Annotated in this window: 19 protein-coding genes; 11 read left to right on the top strand and 8 right to left on the bottom strand. The window is 64.0% G+C overall.

The genetic code is table 11. The features are described from left to right. The first annotated feature begins 129 nt into the window (after nt 1–129). The 3 genes from ispH to rnhA are packed head-to-tail and all read left to right on the top strand — an operon-like array spanning nt 130 to nt 2502. Complete coding sequence (ispH, locus tag IZV00_RS01230; protein ID WP_196225430.1) at nt 130–1077, top strand: 4-hydroxy-3-methylbut-2-enyl diphosphate reductase; 948 nt, start codon at nt 130–132, stop codon at nt 1075–1077. A 4-nt stretch (nt 1078–1081) separates the two neighbouring features. Further along, nucleotides 1082–2059 (top strand): homoserine kinase, encoded by a 978-nt coding sequence (gene thrB, locus IZV00_RS01225; protein WP_196225429.1) that lies wholly within the window; start codon nt 1082–1084, stop codon nt 2057–2059. Next, complete coding sequence (gene rnhA / locus IZV00_RS01220) at nt 2056–2502, top strand: ribonuclease HI (protein WP_196225428.1); 447 nt, start codon at nt 2056–2058, stop codon at nt 2500–2502. Before thrB ends, rnhA begins: the two co-directional genes overlap by 4 nt. A 34-nt stretch (nt 2503–2536) precedes the next feature. On the opposite strand, the gene IZV00_RS01215 is transcribed toward rnhA, so the two are convergent. From IZV00_RS01215 to IZV00_RS01205, 3 genes are all read right to left on the bottom strand, one after another. Continuing rightward, nucleotides 2537–2950 carry a UrcA family protein gene (locus IZV00_RS01215; RefSeq protein WP_230463330.1) on the bottom strand — a complete coding sequence of 138 codons (414 nt, stop codon included), beginning with the start codon at nt 2948–2950 and terminating at the stop codon, nt 2537–2539. Between the two features lie 225 nt (nt 2951–3175). Further along, nucleotides 3176–4279: an NAD(P)/FAD-dependent oxidoreductase gene (locus IZV00_RS01210; RefSeq protein ID WP_196225426.1), complete on the bottom strand. Its 1104-nt coding sequence runs from the start codon at nt 4277–4279 to the stop codon at nt 3176–3178. Next, complete coding sequence (locus IZV00_RS01205; protein ID WP_196225425.1) at nt 4276–5232, bottom strand: alpha/beta fold hydrolase; 957 nt, start codon at nt 5230–5232, stop codon at nt 4276–4278. Before IZV00_RS01205 ends, IZV00_RS01210 begins: the two co-directional genes overlap by 4 nt. Before the next feature lie 49 nt (nt 5233–5281). Here IZV00_RS01205 and IZV00_RS01200 point away from each other — a divergent pair, with 49 nt between their 5' ends. From IZV00_RS01200 to IZV00_RS01170, 7 genes are read left to right on the top strand one after another with little or no spacing between them, the layout of a single operon-like run. Next, on the top strand, nt 5282–5755 hold the full coding sequence (locus IZV00_RS01200; protein ID WP_196225424.1) for an A24 family peptidase: 474 nt from the start codon (nt 5282–5284) through the stop codon (nt 5753–5755). Nucleotides 5756–5805: 50 nt separating this feature from the next. Beyond that, a complete protein-coding gene (gene cpaB / locus IZV00_RS01195; RefSeq protein ID WP_196225423.1) occupies nt 5806–6819 on the top strand; it encodes a Flp pilus assembly protein CpaB in 1014 nt (337 codons plus the stop codon). A gap of 1 nt (nt 6820) precedes the next feature. Next, complete coding sequence (locus IZV00_RS01190) at nt 6821–8341, top strand: type II and III secretion system protein family protein (RefSeq protein WP_196225422.1); 1521 nt, start codon at nt 6821–6823, stop codon at nt 8339–8341. 17 nt (nt 8342–8358) lie between these two features. Then, complete coding sequence (locus IZV00_RS01185) at nt 8359–9000, top strand: CpaD family pilus assembly protein (RefSeq protein WP_196225421.1); 642 nt, start codon at nt 8359–8361, stop codon at nt 8998–9000. A 2-nt stretch (nt 9001–9002) separates the two neighbouring features. Further along, complete coding sequence (locus IZV00_RS01180) at nt 9003–10283, top strand: pilus assembly protein CpaE (protein WP_196225420.1); 1281 nt, start codon at nt 9003–9005, stop codon at nt 10281–10283. A 58-nt stretch (nt 10284–10341) separates the two neighbouring features. Beyond that, nucleotides 10342–11337: a type II secretion system F family protein gene (locus IZV00_RS01175; protein WP_196225419.1), complete on the top strand. Its 996-nt coding sequence runs from the start codon at nt 10342–10344 to the stop codon at nt 11335–11337. Between the two features lie 16 nt (nt 11338–11353). After that, a complete protein-coding gene (locus tag IZV00_RS01170; RefSeq protein WP_196225418.1) occupies nt 11354–12343 on the top strand; it encodes a type II secretion system F family protein in 990 nt (329 codons plus the stop codon). Nucleotides 12344–12446: 103 nt separating this feature from the next. Here the strand turns inward: IZV00_RS01170 and IZV00_RS01165 are convergent, their stop codons facing one another. The 5 genes from IZV00_RS01165 to IZV00_RS01145 all read right to left on the bottom strand — a co-directional run bounded on the left by IZV00_RS01165 (nt 12447) and on the right by IZV00_RS01145 (nt 15507). After that, nucleotides 12447–13139 carry an aspartate/glutamate racemase family protein gene (locus IZV00_RS01165; protein ID WP_196225417.1) on the bottom strand — a complete coding sequence of 231 codons (693 nt, stop codon included), beginning with the start codon at nt 13137–13139 and terminating at the stop codon, nt 12447–12449. A 57-nt stretch (nt 13140–13196) separates the two neighbouring features. Next, nucleotides 13197–13850, bottom strand: a complete 654-nt coding sequence (locus tag IZV00_RS01160) for a hypothetical protein (RefSeq protein ID WP_196225416.1) — start codon at nt 13848–13850, stop codon at nt 13197–13199. Next, the gene (locus IZV00_RS01155) at nt 13847–14128 is read right to left on the bottom strand and encodes an NADP transhydrogenase subunit alpha (RefSeq protein ID WP_196225415.1); all 282 of its coding nucleotides are present in this window, start codon (nt 14126–14128) and stop codon (nt 13847–13849) included. Before IZV00_RS01155 ends, IZV00_RS01160 begins: the two co-directional genes overlap by 4 nt. A 127-nt stretch (nt 14129–14255) precedes the next feature. Continuing rightward, nucleotides 14256–15374 carry an NAD(P) transhydrogenase subunit alpha gene (locus tag IZV00_RS01150; protein WP_196225414.1) on the bottom strand — a complete coding sequence of 373 codons (1119 nt, stop codon included), beginning with the start codon at nt 15372–15374 and terminating at the stop codon, nt 14256–14258. Between the two features lie 25 nt (nt 15375–15399). Continuing rightward, complete coding sequence (locus IZV00_RS01145; protein ID WP_230463243.1) at nt 15400–15507, bottom strand: aa3-type cytochrome c oxidase subunit IV; 108 nt, start codon at nt 15505–15507, stop codon at nt 15400–15402. Between the two features lie 175 nt (nt 15508–15682). Here IZV00_RS01145 and IZV00_RS01140 point away from each other — a divergent pair, with 175 nt between their 5' ends. Beyond that, the gene (locus IZV00_RS01140; RefSeq protein ID WP_196225412.1) at nt 15683–17131 is read left to right on the top strand and encodes a sigma-54-dependent transcriptional regulator; all 1449 of its coding nucleotides are present in this window, start codon (nt 15683–15685) and stop codon (nt 17129–17131) included. Nucleotides 17132–17163 lie beyond the last annotated feature (32 nt).

Genomic DNA, 17163 nt, shown 5'->3' with positions numbered 1-17163 from the left:
AAGGTCACGAGGCAATCCCTTGGGAACAGGCTGGGGCTTCTTATCCGCACCCCGCCGCTCACGCAACCGAAAGGAGCGCGCCTCCCCTCACCCCTTCCTTCTGGCGCGACATTGCCCTAAGCGGCAGCCATGACCGCCCGTCTTCCCTTAAAGCTATTGATCGCCGCCCCGCGCGGCTTTTGCGCTGGCGTGGACCGCGCCATCATCATCGTCGAAAAGGCGATCGAGAAATATGGCGCGCCCGTCTATGTCCGGCACGAGATCGTCCATAATAAATATGTCGTGGACAATCTGCGGGCGCAGGGCGCGATTTTCGTCGAGGAACTGGATCAGGTGCCCGACGGCGTGCCCGTGGTCTTTTCCGCCCATGGCGTGCCCAAGGCGGTGCCGGCAAAGGCGGAAGAACGCGGCCTTGATTATCTGGACGCCACCTGCCCATTGGTCAGCAAGGTGCACCGGCAGGCCGAACGGCAGGTCGAGGCAGGGCGCCATATCCTGTTCATTGGTCACAGGGGGCATCCCGAGGTCGTCGGCACCTTTGGGCAGGTCGATGCGGGCAACATGACATTGATCGAAACGGTCGAGGATGCGGAGGGCTTTACTCCCGAAAATCCCGACAATCTTGCTTTCCTGACCCAGACCACCCTGTCGGTGGACGATACGGCCGCGATTGTGGAAACGCTTCAGCGCCGATTCCCATCGATCCACGCGCCCAAGGGCGAGGACATCTGCTACGCAACGTCGAACCGACAGGCGGCCGTGAAGGCGATCGCCGCCGCCTGCGACGCGGTCTATGTGATCGGCGCGCCCAACAGCTCCAACTCGCTCCGCCTGGTCGAGGTGGCCGAACGCGAGGGCACGCCAGCCCGGCTGATCCAGCGCGCAGACGATATCGATTTTGGGTGGCTGGAGAATGTGGCGACCCTCGGCCTGACCGCAGGCGCCTCCGCCCCCGAAATATTGGTGCGCGAAGTCGTGGACCGGCTTGCCGCCCGATTCGACGTGACGGAGGAACAGGTGGAGACGGCGCGCGAAACCGTCTCGTTCAAACTTCCCCGCGAATTGGGAGCGGCGTAAGGCTATGGCGGTCTATACCCATGTCCCGGCCGAGGAAATCGACGCCTTTCTGACCCGCTATGACGCGGGACGGCTGGTCTCCGCCAAGGGGATCGCCGAAGGGGTGGAAAACAGCAACTATCTGCTGGAAACCACCGGCGCGGACGGCAATGGCCACCGCTATATTCTCACTCTCTACGAAAAGCGGGTCGATGAGGCCGACCTCCCCTTTTTCATGGATCTGCTCGATCATCTGGGCGCGCGCGGCTGTCTGGTGCCGCGCTTCATCGCTGATCGGGAGGGCAAGCGCCTGCAACAACTGGGCGGAAGGCCCGCCTGCCTGATCGAGTTCCTGACCGGCATATCCGTCACCGAGCCTACCGCCGGACAGGCGAAAGCCGCAGGCGCGGCGCTGGGCCAGCTGCATCGCGCGGCGGAAGGCTTTGCGGGCGAACGCCGCAACGCGCTCGACATCGCTGGCTGGCACGATCTGGCGGCCAAGTGCGGCGATCATTTCGATGATATCGCGCCCGGCCTTGGCCGGCGGGTCGCGGATGAGCTTGCCTATCTCGACGCGCACTGGCCCGCCGAACTGCCACGCGCCGTCATTCATGGGGACCTTTTCCCCGACAATGTGCTGATGCTGGGCGATGAGGTGACGGGCCTCATCGACTTTTATTTCAGCTGCACCGATATTCGCGCCTATGACCTGGCCGTCACGCACAGCGCATGGGTTTTCAGCAATGATGGCGCGCACTTCTTTCCCGATCGGTCGGCCGCGATGCTCGCTGGCTATCAGGCGGCGCACGGACTCTCGGATGCCGAGCAGGCCGCCTTCCCGATCCTGTGCCGGGGCGCGTCGCTGCGTTTCCTGCTGACGCGGGCCTATGACTGGATCAACACGCCCGCCGACGCGCTGGTGACGCGCAAGGACCCGCTGGCCTATCTGCGGCGGTTGGATTTCTATGCGCAGACTGCGCCGTCGGAGTTGTTGCGGGCGTGAGCGCGCTTTCAAAGGTCGAAATCTTCACCGACGGCGCGTGCAAGGGCAATCCCGGCCCTGGGGGCTGGGGCGCGGTACTGCGCTCTGGCTCGAAGGAAAAGGAAATTTCCGGCGGGGAGGCGCAGACCACCAATAACCGCATGGAAATGATGGCCGCCATCGAAGCGCTGAACGCACTCAATCGCCCCTGCCAGGTCACGCTCTATACCGACAGCAAATATGTGATGGACGGCATCACCAAATGGGTGTTCGGCTGGCAGAAGAATGGTTGGAAGACCGCCGACCGCAAGCCCGTCAAGAATGCCGAGCTATGGCAGGCGCTGCTCGCCGCCGCCGCGCCGCACAAGGTCAGCTGGCAATGGGTTAAGGGCCATGCCGGTCACCCTGAAAATGAGCGCGCCGATCAACTCGCCTGCGCGGCCGCCGAACTCTTCCGCGTCTGAACGGGGGAGCGAAACGCCGCTCCCCCGACAGGGTTCAGGGATATTTTTCGACCCAGTCCGCAGGATAGGGCGGCTGCCAGCGCGTACCGGCGACCCATGTCGTGCCACGCGGCGCAAAGCCCTCTTCGACCGTGCCGACCCGCGCCATCGCGTCCTTCACCGCGGCATCCCGACAACTGGGCGCGACGGCCGACGATGAACCCGATTCGCCCAGCTTGTCGCATAGGTAACGGGCGGTCAGCGCGACGCGGTGGCGCAGCTCGTCCTTCCCGGCCTTTGTACTAAGGTCGAGATCGGCATAACTGACATTTTGCGAAAGGGATTGGGCGTCGCTATAGCGCCCCGTCACGATAATTTCCTCTGTTGGCTGAGCAAAGCTGGTGCTGCCACTTGCCATAAACAGTCCTGACAGGATCAGGACCGACCCTGATAATATCGACTTTCTCATCACCGCATTCTCCTACTCCTAGAGCATAAGCCGATCAGACTGAATTGACTCATGCTCTAATTGTCTTTTGTTTTCCGCATTTTCTCAGGCAGCAGATGATACCATCCACTTGGAAAATGCTTTAGGATCGGCCGCATCTTTATTGCATCCCATCTACATGGGCGCGGCCATTGACCCAACGTGATGGCAGCCTCTTCGTTCCGGCTAGCCGTACCCGGCCTTGGTTTACTTGAAACGGGTGGGAGAATAAGCGGCGGGATCAATCCCGCCCACCGCTTTGGGCATCGATCCGCCGGTCACCAGCGCCGATCCCAGCAATGCCGCGGCAGGTGCAGTCTGAATGCCGAAACCGCCCTGCCCCGCGAACCAGAAGAAACCCGCTGCATCGGCGTCAAAGCCATAGACGGGCGCGCGATCGGGCGCGAAGCTGCGCAGCCCCGCCCATTTGCGTTCGACCGCCTCAACCGGCCAGTCCACGACATCTTCGAAACGGGCGATCGCCTGCGCCACCGCCAGTTCTTCGGGCGCGGCGTCGCAGGGCGGCGAAGGTTCTTCATCATGCGGGGTCAGCCAGATCCGCCCTTCGCCCTCCGGCTTGAAATAGAAGCTGGAGCCAAGGTCCATGACCAGTGGCAGGTCGGGTGACGGCATCGCGGGCACGCGCAGTTGCACGACGGTGCGGCGCAGTGGGGCTATGCCGATGGGCGCGACGCCGCTGCGCCGTGCGACATCATCGGCCCATGCGCCAGCGGCGTTCACTATGATGCCGCAATCAATGACGCCGCCGTTCGTCTGTATGCGCCAGCCGCCCGGCGTGGGGGTCGCCTGCTCGAAAACAGTGCCCAGCCGCAATGTACCGCCCTTCGCGTGGAAGCGCCGCAGATACGCCTGATGCAGCGCGGCGACATCGATGTCGCACACGCCCGGTTCCAGCAGGCCGATCGTCCAATGGGGTCTCAGCCCCGCTACCAGCGCGGCGGGATCAACAGGACGCAGGTCGACGCAGCCCGAAAATTCCCGCATCAACCGGTCGCGCTCTGCCCCATCGGCCTCCCGCCCGACGAACAGCGTCTGCCGGGGCGTCAGGAAGGATCGGCTTGCAAAGGCTGGATCAGGCGAGCGCAACAACGGCCCGGACGCCGTGGTCAGCGGCTGCACCTGCCGCCCGCCATAGGTTTCCTCCCAGAAAGCAACAGATCGGCCGGTGGCGTGATATCCAGCGCTTTCCTCCTGCTCCAGGATCAGCACCGACGCCTGGCCCGCCAGTTCCGCGCCCAGGCTCGCGCCTGCTATGCCACCACCGACGATCACGATGTCGAAATGACTCATGCTGGCGCGTTCTCATCCAGAAAAGCGTCGATCCGCCGCAGGGCATCGAGGCGCACCGGGTCGATTTCGCGCAATATCTCATGCGCAGCCTCTGGCCCGTAGACGTGCAGGCGCGCGCCCCGAATGCGCGCGGCGATGCGACGGATGGCGGGCGTGGACACCAGCCGGTCGGCACTGGTGGCAAGGATCAGCAGCGGCACAGCGATGCGCTCCAGCTTGCCGTCCTTCTCCAACGCGAAGGTCGATTGCAGCGCCTCCACCACCCAGCGCCAGCTTGGCGAACCCAGCGCCACGTCCCGGCTATGATCGCGCCACCAGAGTTCGTCGGCATAACGTTCCGGATCATGCGTCAGCCGCTTCTGCCGCATTGCCCGCTGCCGCTGCGAATCTTCCTTCTGCGTCCAGGCTTGGCGGTGGGAAAAGCCGAGCGCGCACATGGTCCGGGCGATGAGCACCGCCAGCCAGCGTGGTAGCGGGGCGGTATGGACGCCCATCATCGGCGCGACGGCGACCGCAGCGTCAGGCGGGGTCATGCCTTCCGCCAGCGCGCGCAGCAGCAGATGCCCGCCCATGCTGTGCGCGACGATGGCGCAGGGTCCTGCCCCCTGCGCCCGCCAATCGGTGACGAAAGCTTCAAGGTCCGCAATCCATAGCGCGAAATCGTCGATATGGCCGCAGAGCGGATCTCTGCTCAGGCGGCCCGAGCCGCCCTGTCCGCGCCAGTCGAAGGCGGTGACCGCCCAGCCCTTACCCGCCCAGTGATGGATGACTTCGAGGTATTTCTCGATCATGTCGCCGCGCCCGCCGAGCATCAGCAACCGCCCGCGCTGTCCCTCGCCCAGCCGATAGCGGCGCAGCGGCCAGCCATCCGGCGCGGTCCAGTAATCGAGCCGCCCATCCATCGGCCATGCGCGACGGTCAAAGGCCGGGGGAACAGGCAGGGGCGAATCCATGGGCGCATGGTTACGGTTTGGTAAGCCATTCGGTCTAGGGTTTAGATTCATGACGGGGGAATATTTCACGACGGCGCTGCTGTGCGCCCTTGGCGTGCTGCTGGTCGTCGCATCGGTGACGGATTTGCGGTCGCGGATCATATCCAACCGGCTGAACCTGACCATAGCTGCGCTGGCTCCACTGTGGTGGATCGCCAATGACATGCCGGTCTGGCCGGGCATGGTCTTGCAGATCGCGCTGGCGCTCGCCGTGTTCGCACTTTTCGCCGCGCTCTTCGCCATGGGATGCATGGGCGGGGGCGACGTCAAGCTGCTGGGCGCGCTGGCGCTGTGGTTCCCATGGGAAGCCGTGCTGTCGATGTTGATGGTCATGGCCATGGTCGGGGGCGTGGTGACGATCGTCACCGTGGTCCACCACCGGACGACCCGACGGCTGGGCCAGCCCCAAATTCCTTACGGTATCGCAATATCGGTCGCGGCGCTTTGGTTGATTGGCGAACGATATCTTAACCATTTTGCGTAAAATTCGGGGCTCGGGCGACATTTGCCTGACTGAGGGAGGCGAATTTCATCATGGACGGCAAGAAAATCGTGCTGCTGGCGGGGGCGCTTATCATAGCGGTCACAACAGCTCTTCTCGCGCGCAACATGCTGAGTTCGTCTAGCGCGCCCCAGGCCAATGCCTCATCCATGCCGGTGGCAGCCGATCAGCCCCATGTGCTGGTCGCGACCAAGGCATTGCCGGTCGGCACCATCCTGGACGCGGAAAGCTTCCGCTTCCAGCCATGGCCGAAAGATCTGGTCGAACAGGCCTATTATATCCAGGGTCAGGCCGATCCCGCCAAGCTGGTGGGCAGTGTCGTGCGCACCGCCATCTCCGCCGGGCAGCCGATGACCGTCGGCTCGGTGATCAAGCCGGGTGAGCGCGGTTTCCTCGCCGCAGCGCTCGGGCCGGGCATGCGCGCTGTCACCGTGCCGGTGTCGGCGCAGAATTCGGTCGCGGGCTTCGTCTTCCCGGGCGACCGCGTCGACCTGATGCTGACGCAGAGCGTGGCGGGCGGCGGCGACGGTGAAGCGCTGAAGGTTTCCGAGACCATCCTGCGCAACCTGCGCGTGCTCGCCACCGACCAGCGCATGGACGCGCTGGGCGCGGACGGCAAGCCGGTCGTGCAGACCTATTCCAACGTGACCATCGAAGTGACACCCAAGATCGCGGAGAAGATCGCGGTGGCGCAGACCATCGGATCGCTCTCGCTGACGCTGCGTTCGATCGCCGACAATGCGTCGGACCTCGACGCCGCCATCGCTGGCACTGACGTCGATTTGCCTGATGGCGCCAATCCGAACGCGGAAAAGAAGATCATCGCAAAGCTCGCCGCGCGCCCGGTCGACAAGGGCAGCACCTTTTCAACGGGCGCCGACGTGTCGCGCTACCAGCGCAGCTCCGTCCCCGCCAAGCCGATGCAGACCGCCGGGGTCGCAGTGCCCGCAGATGGCTCGTCCGCGGCGCCGGGCGGCATCAGCGGCCCTGTGATCCGCGTCGCACGCGGCACCAATGTGACCGTCGTTCCGGTCGGGGGGAAATAAGATGAAGCGTATCAACATTGATGCGGGCAAGAAGGCGGTGAAACCGCTCATCGGCCCCGCGATCGCTCTCGGCCTCGCCGCCGCCATGGCCGCCACGCCGACCACCGCACTCAACGCCGCGCCTTCATCGATGCAGGACAATGCGATCCTGATGTCCGTGGGCGGCAGCAAGGTCATCAATCTGGGCGCGAAGATGTCGGACGTGGTGATCGGCGACCCCAATGTGGTCGACGTCCATGTCCGTGCCCAGAACCAGCTCTATTTGATCGCGAAGGCAGCCGGTGAAACCACCGTATTCGTGACCGCGACCAACGGCAAGGTACTGTTTTCCGGCACCGTCCGCGTCGGCAACAACCTGTCGAATATCGACGAAATGCTGAAGCTGGCGATGCCCGAAGCCGCCATCGCCGTCAACAAGATGAACGGCATGGTCCTGCTGACCGGCACCGTCGCCGCACCAGAAGATGCAGCGGAGGCCGAACGGCTGACGCAGGCCTTCGTGGGCAAGGACGTAACGGTGGTCAGCCGCCTGCGCACCGCAACGCCGCTTCAGGTCAATCTTCAGGTCAAGATCGCTGAAGTCAGCCGCGACATAGGGCATCAGATCGGCGTAAATCTGAGAGGTTTGGGGACCGGATCCGGCAACTTCAGCGGCTACATGAACCGATCGGATCGTGGCTTCGCGACTTCAGGGAGTTTCGTGCCGGGTCTTCCCAATGGCGATATCACTCGTCAATGGACGTTCAACAGCCCGATCGATGGCACCACGTCCCTCGGCTTCGTTGCCAAATTGCTCGGCATGGATGTCGCGGGCGCGCTGGACCTTGCCGAATCAAGCGGCCTGGCCACCGCACTGGCCCAACCGAACCTGACCGCACTGTCGGGCGAGACGGCCAGCTTCCTGGCGGGCGGCGAATATCCCTACACCGTCAGCAACGGCACGCAGGGCAACAGCATCGAGTTCAAGCAATATGGCGTGCAGCTGGCCTTCACGCCGACCGTGCTGGCCGATGGCCGCATATCGCTGCGCGTCCGTCCCACTGTGTCGAGCCTCGACTTCTCGGTGAACACCACCGTCCCGGCGCTCAAGAGCCGCACGGCCGAAACCACTGTTGAACTGGGTTCGGGTCAGGCCTTCATGATTGCGGGCCTGCTCAACAACGACACCGCCAACTCGATCAGCAAGACGCCGGGCTTCGGTGAAATCCCGATCCTTGGCAGCCTGTTCAAGTCACGCCGGTTCCAGCGTCATGAGACCGAACTGGTCATCGTCGTCACCCCTTATCTGGTGAAGCCGATGAACGCGTCGGACGTGCACTTGCCGACCGATGGCTTCCGCAATGCCAATATCGCCCAGGGCCTTCTGCTCCAGCAGGGGAATGACGGGGTGAGTGGCGCGCGCCCGCCCTTGCCACGCCGCGAACCCGGCCCGGCCCCCGCGCCCGGCCCGCAGGCGGCGGCTCCCCGCGACACAGGCAAGCGTTCGGCGAAAGCCGACGCTGCGCCGGGCTTCAGCTTCTGATCGGAAGGACGACAGTCATGACTTCCCTGTCCGCCAAAAATATCCTCCGCTTCGGCGCGCTCGCACTGCTGGCGCTGCCGCTTGCCGCCTGCAATTCCAGCGTCAATCGCGGCGTTGAATCGGTGCATCAGCCGGTCGTCAGCCACGATGCCTACACCTTCGACGTTCAGGCTGGCCCTGACGGCGCCCTTGCCCCTTCGGAAGCGCGCCGCCTGGACGACTGGTTCGCCTCCATCGGTCTTGGCTATGGCGATCAGGTCGCGATCGTTACCGACGCCTATTACAGTCCCGAATTGCGCGAAAGCATCGCCGATGTCGTCGCCCGCCACGGCATGCTGGTGGGCGAGGACAGCTCTGCTGCGGCAGGCTCCGCGCCTGCTGGCAGCGTCCGGCTGGTCGTGCGCCGCGCCACCGCTCGTGTGCCGGGATGCCCTGACTGGTCGAGCAAGAAGGAAACTGAATCCCAGCTCGGCACCACCTCCAATTACGGTTGCGCCGTGAACAGCAATCTTGCCGCCATGGTCGCCAATCCTGAAGATCTGGTGCGCGGCCAGAGCAGCGAAAGCGACCTGCGCACAGCGACATCCAACCGGGCCATTTCGACCTACCGTGAAAAGACGCCGACCGGTTCGGGCGATCTCAAGAACTTAGGACGCTGATCATGAACGCACCCTGGAAACCTGCCATGTCTGGACAGCGCGATCCCTTCCACGCCTTTGTTTGCGACGATCATAGCCACGATCTGCTGGCGATGGTCGCGGCCGAGATGGGCTGGGCACCGGAAAAGGTGAACAAGGGCGGCATGCGCAATGCCGTGCAGAGCCTGTCGGTCAGCGCCAGCCCGCAAATCCTGTTCGTCGATATGTCCGAAAGCGGCGACCCGCTGAACGACATCAACAGCCTTGCCGAAGTGTGCGAACCCGGCACGGTGGTGATCGCCGCCGGTCAGGTCAACGACGTGCGCCTTTACCGCGACCTCGTCGCCAGCGGCATTCAGGATTATCTCCTGAAACCCTTTGGTGCGGACCAGCTTCGCGACGCACTGGCTCAGGCGCAGGCGGTGTTCTTCGCCCCGCGCGACGCGGCGCCTGAACGGCCGCATCTGACCACCGCCGTCATCGGCACGCGCGGCGGCGTGGGCGCTTCCAGCATCGCCACCTCGCTCGCCTGGCTACTTAGCGACAAGCAGAAGCGGCCGACCGCGCTGCTCGACCTCGACGTTCATTTCGGCACCAACGCACTGGCGATGGACCTGGAGCCGGGCCGTGGCCTGACCGACGCGATCGATAACCCCAGCCGCATCGATGGTCTTTTCATCGAGCGCGCAATGGTACGGGCGAGCGACACGCTGGCGATCCTGTCGGCCGAAGCACCGATCAGCCAGCCGATGCTGACCGATGGTGGCGCCTTCTACCAGCTGCTGGAGGAGTTCCGCGCCGCTTTCGAATGCAGCGTCGTAGATCTGCCGCGCCATATGCTGATCCAGCATCCGCACCTGATGAGCGACGTCAATGTCGCCGTAGTGGTCACGGAACTGACGCTGGCGGCGGCGCGCGATTCGATTCGCATCCTGTCCTGGCTGAAGAGCAACGCCCCCCAAACGCGTGTGATCGTGGTTGCCAACCGCGTCCATGCAAGCGCGCAGGAAATCAGCCGCAAGGATTTCGAAACCTCGATCGAACGCAAGGTCGACATTTTGATCCCCTTCGACCTGCGGGTCGCGGCGCAGGCCGCCAAGCTGGGCAAGACATTGGCCGAGGCGGCCAAGGGCAGCAAGGTCGGCGCCGCGTGCGTCAGCCTGCTCGACGCCACCATGGGGGCAGCCGAGGATAGCGAAGCCGTCGATGGCAAGCCCGCAAAGAAAAAGGGCGACTCCCTGCTCGGCAAGATCGGCGACCTCCGGGGGCTGATCCCGGCGCGCAAGGACAAGGCCAAGGCCTAGATTTGGTTCTGGCATGCCGTCATCTGGCGGCATACCTTTTAACGGAACGGGCGATACCATGAGCAATTCGATATTGCTGATCATGCTGCTGACGGCCTTCCTGGGTCTGGTAGCGATGGCCTTTGCTGGCCCCTCGGCTGAAAAGGCCAGCAAGCGCCGTGTCGCCCTGATCCGCGAACGTCACAGCGGATCGACCGACGCGCTGATGGAAGCGCGCATGCGCAAGGCCATTTCCAATCGACAGCCGGGCAACGAGATGAAGATGCTCGTTTCGCTGGTTCCGAACCCGGAAAATCTGGCCAAGCGCATCCGCATGACCGGCAAGAAATGGACGGTCAGCCAATATATGACCTCCTGCGCCTTCATTGCTCTGGGCATCTGCGCCTTTCTGTTCGTGCGCGGCTTCGCACCGCTGCTCGCCATCATGGTCAGCCTGGCTGCAGGGCTCGCCCTGCCCCACATGTGGGTCGGCCGCCTGATCAAGAAGCGGGTGATGCAGTTCACGATGAAATTTCCCGACGCGCTCGAACTGCTGACACGCGGTCTGCGATCGGGCCTGCCCATCACCGAAACGCTGGGCGTCGTGGCAAACGAAGTGCCTGGGCCAGTGGGTGAGGAATTCAAGCTGATCACCGAGCGCATCAAGATCGGCAAGACGATGGATCAGGCGTTGCAGGAAACGGCCGATCGCCTCGGCACGCCGGAATTCCAGTTCTTCGTCATCAGCCTCGCGATCCAGCGGGAAACGGGCGGCAACCTTGCCGAAACTCTCTCCAACCTCGCAACCGTGCTGCGTCAGCGTGCGCAGATGAAGCTGAAAATCCGCGCCATGTCGTCGGAATCCAAGGCGTCGGCCTACATCATCGGCGCGTTGCCGTTCCTGGTGTTCGGCATGATCTGTTACATTAACTTCAGTTACATGCACCCCTTCTTCACGCCCGATCCGGCCGGCCTGTTTGGGATGTCGACGATGCAGGTCATCGGTCTGGGCGGCATGTGCTGGATGAGCATAGGCGTCTTCATCATGGCGCAGATGATCAACTTCGAAATCTGACGGGGGATAGAAAGACATGGAAACCGCTTCCCCCGCCGGCACTCTTTTCGGCATGAACGCCACGGATTTCGGCACCTTGCTTGCCGCCATGGCGACGCTGGCCATGCTGTTCGTGCTCTATACGGTAATGACCGTGCGCGACCCGATGGCAAAGCGGGTCAAAGCGCTCAATGAACGGCGCGAACAGTTGAAGGCGGGGATCACCGCGTCCACCGCGCGCCGCCGCGCCAAGCTGGTCAAGAAGAGCCAGACGACCGACCAGATGCGGTCCTTCCTGTCGAGCCTGAAGGTGTTGCAGGACGACCAGCTGAAGGAGGCCCAGCTGAAGCTGGCGCAGGCGGGCATCCGGTCGAAGGATTTGGCGGTCGCCGTCATCTTCGGCCGCATGGTGCTGCCGATCGTCATCGGCGGTCTGGCTGCTCTGCTGCTCTATGGCGTCGGCATCTATCCCGACTGGGGCGGCGCGAAGCGTTTCATGGCCTTCGCCGTGGCGCTGCTGCTGGCCTACAAGGCGCCCGACATCTTCATCGACAACAAGATCCAGAAGCGCTCCGCCGCGATCCGCAAGGGGTTGCCCGACGCGCTCGACCTGCTCGTCATCTGCGCCGAGGCGGGCCTGACCGTCGATGCCGCCTTCAGCCGCGTCGCCAAGGAATTGGGCAAGGCCTATCCGGAACTGGGCGACGAGTTCCAGCTGACGGCGATCGAACTCAGCTTCCTGACCGAACGGCGCATGGCCTTCGAAAATCTCGCCAACCGCGTGAAGCTGGATGCGATCAAGGGCGTGGTCACGACCATGATCCAGACCGAGAAATACGGCACACCGCTCGCTTCGGCCCTGCGCGTGCTGTCCGCTGAATTCCGCCATGAACGCATGATGCGCGCCGAGGAAAAGGCCGCGCGTCTGCCCGCCATCATGACGGTGCCGCTCATCCTTTTCATTCTGCCGACGCTGTTCGTCGTGATCCTTGGCCCTGCGGCCTGCTCGATCAGCACGGCATTCTGAGACAAGCTAAAAAGGGGAGGAAGGGGACGTCCGAGAGGGCGTCCCCTTTTCTTGTCCGGTCTATTCGTTTCTCGACAGCGCTCGAAACGAACGGAGTGCCGGACTAGTCGCCCAGGATAACATCGACCCCGGCCCGCGCGTGGATCGCCGTGCCGTCATAGATGGGCAGCACGTTCGCCTTCACATCCACGATCATTTCCAGTTCGGTGCAGGCAAGGATCGCCGCCTGCACATTCTCCTTGGCGATGTCCGTCAGTTCCGACCGCATATAGCGTTCGGATTCGCGGCTGACCTTGCCGATCGTCAGTTCCTCATAAACGATGCGGTCGATCCGCTCGGCGAGTTCCAGGTCCGCAGGCAGCAGCGAAATGCCGTGGCCGACCAGCCGTTGCCGGTAGAATTTCTCGGTCATGACGTTGCGGGTGCCTATCAGGGCAGCCCTTTGCACGCCGTCGGCCTTCATCTTGCGGCCCACCGCATCGGCGATGTGGATGATCGGCGTGTCCACCCCGCCCTGCACCTCTTCATAGACGCGGTGCATGCTGTTGGCGCAGATCAGCAGCGCCTTTGCCCCCGCCTGCTCCAGCCGCCGGGCGGACGCGGTCAGCACTTGCGCGGCATGCGCCCACTCTTCCTCCGTGGTGGAGCGGCCGATGTCGGCGAAGTCGAGACTTTCGATCAGCAGGGGCGCGCTGTGCTGCCCGCCCTTCGCGCGGTACACCGCCTGATTGATGATCTGATAATAACGTGCCGTCGATGTCCAGCTGAGACCGCCGATCAGGCCGAGCTTCTGCATGGTGCGCCTTACCCCAATTGCCGTCCGGGAGTGCCCCGGCGTCTGTCCGCTTCAGCGTTACGGACGGGCCTCCGCGTCGGCAAGCCCCTTCCCGCGCGCGCCACCGCATAAGCGCAACGCGATTCCCGTTCCCGCCGCTCCGCCAAGCCCGCCGACAACGGCCAGGCCCATATTTTCCAGCAGGAAAGCGAAGGCTGCGGTGGCCCAACCGACCATTCCGATGCTGATAGCGAGCAATGCCATATTTCCGCCCCCACGCCTCAACAGCGCGAAGGCTGCGGCGGCACAGGCGCCACTTCCCGCCAGCGCCACCACGCCGAGAGCCAGCAAATGGCGCGTCGCGACATCGGCGCTCCCCTCATCAACCAGGCCGAAGGCGAAGGGATTGAGCCAGGCCGCGGCGGCGGCGGAAATCATTGCCGCTCCCGCAAACCCGGCGAAAATCGTCAGCAGCACCGTCAACCGGCTTTCCGGCCATTCCCGTCCGAGCAACAGGCCAAACGCCCCGCCGATCAGCAGCGCGCCGATAATCTCCGGCGCGTTGAGCACGTCCATGTCGTAGACGGCGGCTGCGGACAGGATCACCGTCCCTGCCAGAGCCGTCTGGCGCCGCCGCCTGCCAGCCACGGTGCCCAGCGGCCACAGCGCGAAAACGAACAGCGCCGCCGCTACGGTCTGAGCAAGGATGATCGCGTCAAAGCTCGGGCTCACGGGCGTTTCGCTGCCTGTTGCGATTTTTCAGCCCGGCGCGTCGCGACATAGCCGCCGCAAAAGGAAGCGCTGGCAAGAATGAGGGCGAGCAGGCTCAGATCGCGCGCCCAAGTGCTGCTCACTTCCGCCGCAACCACCAGCGTTCCGGCGATGCCAGCAGTGACAAGCAGGAATAGCGGGACGACTCGGCTGCTCAGCTCGTCCATCGACAGGCGCCATGCGGCAATCGCACCAACCGCGCAGGCAAGAAGGAAACAGAAGAGGAGAAGCCCGCTCATTCCTGCCCTTTGAAGGTCATGTCGAGGTCGATCGGAACGGAGTTCCGCGCCGCAGGGCCGCCGCTAATGTTCGTCCCCAAAACGAAGACCTCCTCCCCCGCGCGAGGCACGGGAGAGGAGCAGCCACTTATTGCAATCGGTCGCTGACGACCTTGCCGCCTTGCGTCAAGCGGATGGCGTTGCCGATTTCCTCGTCCAGCACCGGCGCATTCTGTTCCTTGTTCCAGAAGGCCGAGAGGAAATTATAGAGGTTGCGCGCGAACAGGGCCGAAGCATCGGCGGCTAGCCGCGAAGGCACATTCTTGTGGCCGACGATCTTGACGCCATGGCGCTCGACCACCTGGCCCAGCACCGCGCCCTCGACATTGCCGCCCTGCTCGACGGCGAGGTCGACAATTACGCTGCCCGGCTTCATCGTCGCGATCTGCGCATCGGTGATGAGGCGCGGGGCGGGTTTACCCGGGATCAGCGCCGTCGTGATGACGATGTCCTGCTTGGCGATGTGGCTGGACACCAGTTCGGCCTGCGCCTTTTGATATTCCTCGGACATTTCGGTGGCATAGCCGCCCTTGCCCTCGCCCTCGATACCCGCGACGCTTTCGACGAAAACCGCCTTCGCGCCCAGGCTTTCGATCTGCTCCTTGGTGGCGGAGCGCACGTCGGTCGCCGACACTTGCGCGCCCAGACGCTTGGCCGTCGCGATCGCCTGAAGCCCGGCGACGCCCACGCCCATGACGAACGCCTTGGCCGGGGAGATCGTGCCTGCCGCCGTCATCATCATCGGGAAAGCACGGCCATATTCGGCCGCCGCGTCCAGCACCGCCTTGTAGCCAGCGAGGTTCGATTGCGAAGACAGGATGTCCATCGACTGCGCGCGGGTGATGCGCGGCATGAATTCCATCGCCAGCGCCTCATAACCCGCCGATGCATAGGCATCGACGCGCGCTCGCTCGACAAAGGGGTTGAGTCCCGCGACGATCCACGCGCCGGGCTTCGCGCCCGTAATGGTCGCGACGTCCGGCCCCTGAACGCCCAGGATGATGTCCGCGCCCGCCACCGTGGCCGCGCGGTCGGCAATGGTCGCGCCCATGGCGGCATAATCGGCATCGGCGATGGCGGCGGTCAGACCTGCGCCTGCTTCCACCACGACATCAGCGCCCAGCGCCTTGAACTTCTTGACGGTTTCCGGCGTACCGGCGACCCGGCGCTCACCCTCGGCAAGCTCCCTGATAATCGCAATCTTCATCGACATCCCCCTGTCGCCGCCGGTCTTAGCTGGAGATCAGCAGGACGACGATCGCGGCCAGCACGACGCATGCAATTGTGCCCCGCTTCACCAGAGTCACGAACCCTGCATAGGTCTGGGTTGCGCTCTCCATATTTCCTTCTGACGCCATTTCCATTCCCTTAGTCGCCTGTGTTTTTAAGCGCGCCCCTCTTATCGACAAGGTTCTCCCCCCTCAACCTCGAAACAACCAGAGAAAAACTTTCCGGTTAAGGGCGCCTTTACCCCCTTGAGCTAGGCTGGCGCCACCGAACAAGAAGAGGGGTAAGATGGCGCGCGACGGCGTACCCATGCTGATGCTGATCGATGAAGAGCCCGCCCAGCGCAGGCTCGTATCCGCGCTTGCAGCCCGCGCCGGATGGCGCACGATCTTCGCGAATGATGGCGACATGGCGATCGCCATGCTCGGCACGCAGGACGGCATGCGCCTTGACGCGGTGCTGCTGGATCAATGGATTCCGGGTCCTGACGCAACCGGCCTCGTCCGCGAATTGCGCAGCCGCCGCCCTGCCCTGCCCATATTGATTCTGACCGCGCACAACAGTGTAGCGGTTGCCGTCGATGCAATGCGCGCTGGTGCGACGGACTATCTGGCCAAGCCGGTCGCGCCCGAAAGGCTGCTCGCCGCGCTCAATGCCACCCTGTCGCAGGAACATGGCAAGGGCGAGTTGCGCCCGCTCACCGAAAAAATCTCCGCCGCCCTGTCGTTCGAGGACGTGGTCGGCGCCGCGCCGCAATTCCGCGCTGCCCTCGCGATCGCGGCAAAGGCCGCGCGCGCCCGCGTGCCCGTCCTGATCGAAGGCGAAAGCGGCGTCGGCAAGGATGTCATCGCCCGCGCCATTCACGCCGCCTCGCCCCGCCACAAGCAGGCGATGGTAACCGTCAATTGCGGAGCCATCCCCGCAAACCTCGTCGAATCGGACCTGTTCGGTCACGAGCGCGGCGCTTTCACCGGCGCCTTCGAGCGTCAGGTCGGCAAGTTCGTCGCCGCCGACATGGGCACGATCTTCCTCGATGAAGTCAGCGAAATGCCGCTCGACGCTCAGGTAAAGCTATTGCGCGTTCTTCAGGATGGCGAAGTGCAACCCCTCGGCGCGCGACGGCCAGTCCATGTCGATGTCCGGATCATCGCCGCGACCAACAAGCGGCTGGTCGAAGAAATCGAGGCGGGCCGCTTCCGCGAGGACCTCTATTATCGCCTGAACGTCGTTCAGCTGACCATCCCGCCGCTGCGGGAGCGGATCGGCGACGTGCCCGCGCTCTGCCGCCATCTGCTGGCCCGCATCGCCACCCAGCCGGGCCTTCGCGGCCTGGGCCTGACCGACGATGCGCTCGCGCTGCTGATGCAGCATGAATGGCCGGGCAATGTGCGCCAACTGCAAAACGCCCTCTTCCGCGCCGCCGTCCTGTGCGAAGGCGACGCCCTGACGCCGCAGGATTTTCCGCAGATCGCCGCGCATATCCGGACGCGCGCCAGTGGCGAACCGCTCCATCCCCGCTTGCGCACCGTGCCGCAAACGCATCGGGAAGCGGCGGGCATCACCCTTTTCGAAGGCGACGGCCATGTCCGCCAGCTTGCGGAGATCGAAGCGGACGTGATCCGCCTCGCCATCGGCCATTATCGCGGCCGCATGACGGAGGTCGCCCGCCGCCTCGGCATCGGCCGTTCGACCCTTTACCGCAAGCTCGCCGAACTCGGGATCGACAGCGCCGCCTGAACCGCGCCCGTCGCGGCGCAGCGCTCATCCGC

Origin of the sequence: Sphingobium sp. Cam5-1 (genome assembly GCF_015693305.1) — a bacterium.
Taxonomy (GTDB): domain Bacteria; phylum Pseudomonadota; class Alphaproteobacteria; order Sphingomonadales; family Sphingomonadaceae; genus Sphingobium.
The sequence above is the reverse complement of the archived record's forward strand: the minus strand, read 5'-3'. Positions and strand labels throughout refer to the sequence as shown.